Origin of the sequence: Rhodovulum sp. PH10 (assembly GCF_000293785.1) — a bacterium.
GTDB lineage: Bacteria > Pseudomonadota > Alphaproteobacteria > Rhizobiales > Xanthobacteraceae > Rhodoplanes.
Genome location: NZ_AKZI01000097.1, coordinates 1 through 4,778, shown reverse-complemented (window position 1 = coordinate 4,778; position 4,778 = coordinate 1). Strand labels below are relative to the sequence as shown.

Genomic DNA, 4,778 nt, shown 5'->3' with positions numbered 1-4,778 from the left:
CGGAATCACAGTCCCCCGAAATCACTCACTCAATTTTCGGTCAGGCTCTCAGGATGAGGTCATAGTTTCCCGCCGCTGGTATACCCCGACTCCGGGAGAATTCGGTTTTCGTTCCGGGGCGATTGTGATTCGCTTTGGAAATGGCAGGCGAGATTTTTAGTCGCGGGGATCGGGCGCATTTCCTGGCGATGATGCGCCGGCAGACGAACAGTGCCGTTCATCGGCGCATGAACGTGCTGCTGTTGTTGGACGACGGCTGGGCGGTCGGTCGGATCTGCGAGGCGCTGTTCATCGACGAAGGCACGGTGCGGGAGCATCGCGCTCTGTACGAGACGCATGGTCGGACCGGGGTGGAGCGGCTGGCCTATCAGGGCGGCAGCGGCCCGTTGCGACGTGATCAGATTGTCGCCCTCGAAGTGTTCGTCGACGAGAAGGTGCCGCAGACGGCCCGCGAGGTGTGCGCCTTCGTGGCGCGCCGGTTCGGCGTCCATTACGGTCCGAATGCCCTGTCGAAGCTGCTGAAGCGGCTGGGGTTCGTATTCAAGAAGCCGAAGAGCGTCCCGGCCAAGGCCGACGCGGCGGTGCAGCGGCGTTTCGTCGAGGACATTCTGAAGCCGCTGATGGAAGCGGCAGGGCCTGCGGCACCGCTCTATTTCGTCGACGCGACGCATCCATCCTACACGGGGCGCCCGGCGCACGGCTGGATCCGGCGAGGCCGCACCGTCGAGCTGAAGTCCAACCATGGCCGCAGCCGGATCAACATCAACGGCGCGCTCCTCTGGCCGGACCGCACCGTGGTCCATCGCCAGGAGGAACTGATCACCAGCGCCGCCATGATCCGTCTCTACGACGACCTGCAGACGCGCCATCCGCACGCGAGGCGGATCTCGGTCGTCGTCGACAATGCCCGCTACAACCGGTCTCGCGAACTGCGCGCCTGGCTGGAGAAACCGGGCTGCCGCATCGTGCCGGTCTATCTGCCGAGCTACGCCCCTAATCTCAACCTGATCGAGCGGTTCTGGCACTTCATGAAACGGAAGGTCCTGTTCAACAGTGCCTACGCGAAGTTCGCCCTGTTCGAGCAGGCCTTCCACGACTTCTTCCGACGGCTCGACCACCACGCCGCCGAGCTCCGATCCATCCTGACCGACCGATTCCACTACATCGGCTTGTCCGAACACGGAATTTCCGCCGCGTAGCGGTATATGACCTTTCCGGTTGCGCCTGAAATGCCCCCTCCCCGTCCGCGGGGAGGGGGGAGACCAGTCTCCACTGTTTCTTTGCGCATTGCCGGATGGTGGGGCCTACGACGGCCCGATGCCGTAGGGTGGGCAGAGCGAAGCGTGCCCACGGGTTTCCATTCGACCGCGCCGACGCGTGTCCCGAGGTCGAACCGGAGCGGTGTGTCCGCTCGTCCCCGCGAAACCAAGACGGGATGCACACATCGCCTCCAGGGCACGCTCCCGTCATGCGCGGGCTCCGACCCGCGCATCCATCAAAGATAAAAAAGGTCGTTTTGTTTCAGATTGATGGATCGCCGGGTCGAGGCCCGGCGATGACGGCGGAGAGCTTGGCGGCCCGCGCGCCTCTCACTGAAACGCTTCGGCATTTTGCCTCGTGTGCATGCCGTAGCTCCGTCCACGAAAGCCGGCCTATCCCTTCCGCCGGGTCGGCCGGGCGACGAACACGAACACATCCTCCGCCCGCCAAAAGCCGTCGAGATGGCCGTCGTGGACGTCGAGCCACAGGCCGTCGTCGTCGTGGTCGAGCGAAAAAACCAGCGCGTCCTCGGGGTCGCCCACCATCTGCATCGCGACGATCAGCCGCTCGCCGTGCGGCTGGTCGCGATAGGCGAGCCTGAGCGCCGGGCCGACCTCCGGCGGGCAGAAGCCGAGCCGCAGTTTTCGCGCCCTCGCCCGGATGTCCGCGTAACGGGCGCCGTCCGGAAAGCCCAGTTCGGCGACCGTCGCGGTTGCGAGATCGATCGTCCGCTTGCGTTCCGCGAACCCCGGCTCGCTGCGATGCAACAAGCCCTCCGCGTCGGCGCTGATCTGAATGTGCGCGTGGCCGAGCGCCGCGCGATAGTCCTGCGCCGTCCGCAGATGGCCGAGCGGCGCCGTCCGCCAGGTCGGCGGCACCGGTCCGGCGTCGCCGCGGCGGAGCCAGCGCGACAGCGGCCCCCAGCTTCGGATGTCGAGCATTGCCACCTCGATCACGCGCGACGACGCCTCCCCTGCTCCCGACGCGCGCGGCGCGAACCGTCCGCCCGGCCCGCGCGCCGCCATGCGCCCCATACCCCCGTCTCACTCCATGCCGAGCCGAAATGCAAGGCGCGGGCCGAACGATCCACACGCCGCCATTTTCACGAGACCGCCGTCACGGACACACGCACCCGTCGAACCCCCTTCATCGTACCTCAACCATGTGGGGCGAGAGTCCGCGGTCCCAGCGAAATTTTAGCCCTTGGCGGGCATGCTCGGGCGTTGGCTGCACGACACACCGACCCGGACACACCGGCCCAGACACCCCGACCGAGGAGGCGCGTCCCGCGCAAACCCGTGATGTTGACCAAGATCCGCTCTCTCCTGACCCGTGACGACGACGAGCGCGACGAGAACGGCAGGCCCAAGGTCACGCTCGAGCGGGCGCTGAAACGCGGCTGGCTGGAGATCTGGTACCAGCCGAAGATCGACCTGAGCAGCCGGCAGATCGTCGGCGCCGAGGGCTTGATTCGGGTGCGCCATCCCGAGCTCGGCGTGCTGCCGCCCGGCGCCTTCCTGCCCGGCGCCGGCAAGGAGGCGATGCTCGAGATGACCGAGCGGGTGATCGCCTCGGCGCTGCGGGACTGGGAGGACTGCGCGCTGATCGGCGCGCCGAAGATCAAGCTCGCGGTCAACGTGCCGGCCGACGCCTTCGTGCAGCTGCCGATCACCAGAATGATCCGCGAGGACCGTCCGCGCAGCGCCGAATGGCCGGGGCTGATTCTCGAGGTCACCGAGGACCAGGTGATGCACGACCTCGAGGTGGCGAACGAGGTGGCGGCCGAGCTGCGCCGCCAGAATTGCGGCCTCGCGGTCGACGATTTCGGCGCCGGCTACTCCTCGTTGGCGCGGCTCCGCCAGCTCCCCTTCACCGAGCTGAAGATCGACCGCGCCTATGTGATCGACTGCGACACCGACAAGACCAATGCCGGCATGCTGGAGACCATCGTCGAGCTGGCCAAGCGGTTCGAGCTGAAGACGGTCGCCGAAGGCATCGAGACACCGCACGAGAGCCACAAGCTGCAGGGGCTCGGCTGCGCGGTCGGCCAGGGCTACCTGTTCGCCAAGCCGATGGCCAAGGACGACTTCTTCGCAAAACTCGAGCGCTACACCGGCAAGAAGCGGCCCGAGCGGCGCGCCTGGAACCCGTTCTCCGCCGCCCCGCGGCTGCGCACGTTTCCCTGAGCCGGCCTTCCCGACGCATCCCCTCGCCGACCCGGTTCCTCCCCGACCCGGCGCGGCCCGACGGCGAGCCGCTCCCGTATCCGTGATTTGCGGCGGCCCGCCCGGCCGTCGATTTTCGGCGTTCGCCTCGCGGGATGAAACGAGACGGCGCGCCGCGCCGTATCTCCTCGGACGCGGTGCCCGCACCCCCGCCACCCGCCGCCGCACAGAGGAGCCCCCGCATGACCGTCCTTTACCGCACCTTTCTGCACCGCCGCCGCCCGTGGGATCTGCCGGACAGCGCCGCCACCCCCGAGGCGGTGTTTCGCGCCCGCCGGGCGCTCGCACCCGATCCCATGACTCTGGACTCGCTCGACCGCCGTGCCGTGCTGGCCGGTGCCGGCGCGTTCGCCGCCGCCGCGCTGGTGCCCGGCCACGCCCGCGCCGAGGACACCCCCGATCCGAGCGCCGCGCTCTATCCGGCCAAGCGCAACGAAAAGTTCGTGCTCGACCGCCCGGTGACGCCGGAGCCGATCAACACCCACTACAACAACTTCTACGAGTTCGGCTCGACCAAGAGCATCGCCCGAGCCGCCGAGGCGCGGCCGATCCGGCCGTGGACGGTGACGATCGACGGCATGGTGGAAAAGCCGTTCGAGATCGGCATCGACGACCTCCTGAAGAAGGTGACGCTCGAGGAGCGGCTCTATCGCCACCGCTGCGTCGAGGCGTGGTCGATGGCGGTGCCGTGGACCGGCTTTCCGCTCGCCGCGCTGGTGGCGCTGGCAAAGCCGCTCGGCTCGGCCAAATACGTGCGGATGGAGACCTTCAAGAACACGAGCATCGCGCCAGGCCAGCGGCAGTTCTGGTACTCCTGGCCCTATGTCGAGGGCTTGACGATCGCCGAGGCCACCAACGACCTCGCCTTCCTGGTCACCGGCGCCTACGGCAAGCCGGTGGCGAAGTCGATGGGCGCGCCGCTGCGGCTCGCGGTGCCGTGGAAGTACGGCTTCAAGTCGATCAAGTCGATCGTCCGCTTCAGCTTCACCGACCAGCGGCCGAAGAGCTTTTGGCAAGGCCTTCAGGCGAGCGAGTACGGGTTTTGGGCGAACGTCAATCCGAAGGTGCCGCACCCGCGCTGGAGCCAGGCGAGCGAGCGCATCCTCGGCACCGACGAGACCCGCCCGACGCTGTTGTTCAACGGCTACGGTGAACAGGTCGCCGGTCTCTACCAGGGGCTCGACGGCGAGCAGCTTTGGATGTGATCCGAACGGCGACAGAGTTCGACCTCGTCCTGAGGAGCACTCCGCAGGAGTGCATCTCGAAGGGCGAGGCCACGGTGCGGGCCTCATC

Annotated in this window: 4 protein-coding genes; 3 read left to right on the top strand and 1 reads right to left on the bottom strand. The window is 67.4% G+C overall.

Annotated features, from left to right (window positions below; all coding sequences use genetic code 11):
• The first annotated feature begins 140 nt into the window (after positions 1–140).
• Positions 141–1,199 (top strand): IS630 family transposase, encoded by a 1,059-nt coding sequence (locus A33M_RS16070; protein WP_083850506.1) that lies wholly within the window; start codon positions 141–143, stop codon positions 1,197–1,199.
• Between the two features lie 453 nt (positions 1,200–1,652).
• On the opposite strand, the gene A33M_RS24095 is transcribed toward A33M_RS16070, so the two are convergent.
• On the bottom strand, positions 1,653–2,201 hold the full coding sequence (locus A33M_RS24095) for a hypothetical protein (RefSeq protein ID WP_052027089.1): 549 nt from the start codon (positions 2,199–2,201) through the stop codon (positions 1,653–1,655).
• 360 nt (positions 2,202–2,561) lie between these two features.
• Here A33M_RS24095 and A33M_RS24090 point away from each other — a divergent pair, with 360 nt between their 5' ends.
• Positions 2,562–3,446 (top strand): EAL domain-containing protein, encoded by an 885-nt coding sequence (locus tag A33M_RS24090; RefSeq protein WP_008389157.1) that lies wholly within the window; start codon positions 2,562–2,564, stop codon positions 3,444–3,446.
• Positions 3,447–3,667: 221 nt separating this feature from the next.
• Positions 3,668–4,690 carry a protein-methionine-sulfoxide reductase catalytic subunit MsrP gene (gene msrP, locus A33M_RS16055; protein ID WP_008389155.1) on the top strand — a complete coding sequence of 341 codons (1,023 nt, stop codon included), beginning with the start codon at positions 3,668–3,670 and terminating at the stop codon, positions 4,688–4,690.
• Positions 4,691–4,778 lie beyond the last annotated feature (88 nt).

Bases quoted from the DNA above. Each gene is read 5' to 3' on its own strand.
- msrP (WP_008389155.1), top strand. From the start codon at position 3,668: ATGACCGTCCTTTACCGCACCTTTCTGCACCGCCGCCGCCCGTGGGAT.
- A33M_RS24090 (WP_008389157.1), top strand. From the start codon at position 2,562: ATGTTGACCAAGATCCGCTCTCTCCTGACCCGTGACGACGACGAGCGC.
- A33M_RS24095 (WP_052027089.1), bottom strand. From the start codon at position 2,201: ATGCTCGACATCCGAAGCTGGGGGCCGCTGTCGCGCTGGCTCCGCCGC.
- A33M_RS16070 (WP_083850506.1), top strand. From the start codon at position 141: ATGGCAGGCGAGATTTTTAGTCGCGGGGATCGGGCGCATTTCCTGGCG.